At 62.3% G+C, this 1,239-nt stretch carries 1 protein-coding gene; it reads right to left on the reverse strand.

Annotation, left to right across the window (positions count from 1 at the left end; translation table 11 throughout):
• Positions 1 to 30: 30 nt before the first annotated feature.
• A protein-coding gene (locus P9272_RS35830; RefSeq protein ID WP_278164931.1) for an IS3 family transposase occupies positions 31 to 1,178 on the reverse strand; the annotation gives its coding sequence in 2 pieces (ribosomal slippage) (positions 31 to 929 and positions 929 to 1,178; 1,149 coding nt in all).
• Positions 1,179 to 1,239 lie beyond the last annotated feature (61 nt).

The raw sequence follows: 1,239 nt of genomic DNA on the forward strand, positions 1-1,239 counted from the left end.
TGGCCTGCTGCCGGTTTTTCGGACACGAGGTTAAGCTAGCATAGCTTGTTCCTCGAACTCGACGGGGCTCAGATAGCCTAGCGTCGAGTGCCTTCGCCGAGGGTTATAGAAGCGCTCGATGTAATCGAACACATCCGCCCTCGCATCATCTCTCGTCCTGTAGACCTTGCGGGCTGTCCGCTCGGTCTTGAGCGACGAGAAGAAGCTCTCCATCGCAGCATTGTCCCAGACGTTGCCCGACCGGCTCATCGAGCAGGTGATGCCATGATCGGTCATCAGACGCTGGAACTGCTCGCTGGTGTATTGGCTGCCCTGGTCGCTGTGGTGCAGCAGGCTGTCCGGCTTGCCTCTCCTCCAGATCGCCATGATCAGGGCGTCGGTGACGAGCTGCGCCGTCATCTCGGCCTTCATCGCCCAGCCGACGACACGCCTGGAGAACAGATCGACGACGGCCGCAACGTAGAGCCATCCTTCGGCGGTCCAGATATAGGTGAAGTCGGCGACCCACTTCTGGTTCGGGGCCGACGCCTCGAAGGCGCGGTCGAGGAGATTGTCCGACACAGCTGCTCGCTCGCCGGTATCCTTCGGCAGCCCACGGCGCCGAGGCCGGGCACGCAGCCCGTTCTGGCGCATGAGCCGCTCGATGCGATGCAGGCCGCAAGACAACCCTTCGGCCAGCACGTCATGCCAGACACGGCGAGCGCCATAGATTCGGTCGCTGCTCTTGAAGCTCCGGTCGATCGCCGTCACCAGCGCCTCATCATGCCGGGATCGCGTGCTGGGGCTGCGGTTGAGCCAGGCATGGAAGCCCGACCGGGAGACATCCAACGCATCACACAGCCATGCCACCGGCCAGATGCCCCGGTGCCTCGCGATGAAAGCGAACCTCATGTCACTTCCCTCGCGAAGTAGGCTGCGGCCTTTTTTAGGATGTCGCGCTCCGCCTTCAGCTTCGCCACTTCCTTGCGCAGCCGGTCAATCTCGAGCTGCTCCGGCTTCATCTGCCCGTGGCCGGGAAACGCATGCTGAGGATCCGTCGACAGATCGCGCACCCATTTGCGCAGCACGTTCTCGTGGACATCGAGGTCGCGGGCAGCCTGGGCCACCGCAACGCCCCGATCCTTGATCAATCTCACCGCCTCAAGCTTGAACTCGCGGCTGAACTTCCTTCTTTGCATTCCCACTCTCCAGTTCCGTCAAACACCTTATCTCGGTGTCCACGAAACCGGCAGCAGGCCA

The organism is Mesorhizobium sp. WSM4976 (assembly GCF_029625685.1).
In the GTDB taxonomy this organism is placed as follows: domain Bacteria; phylum Pseudomonadota; class Alphaproteobacteria; order Rhizobiales; family Rhizobiaceae; genus Mesorhizobium.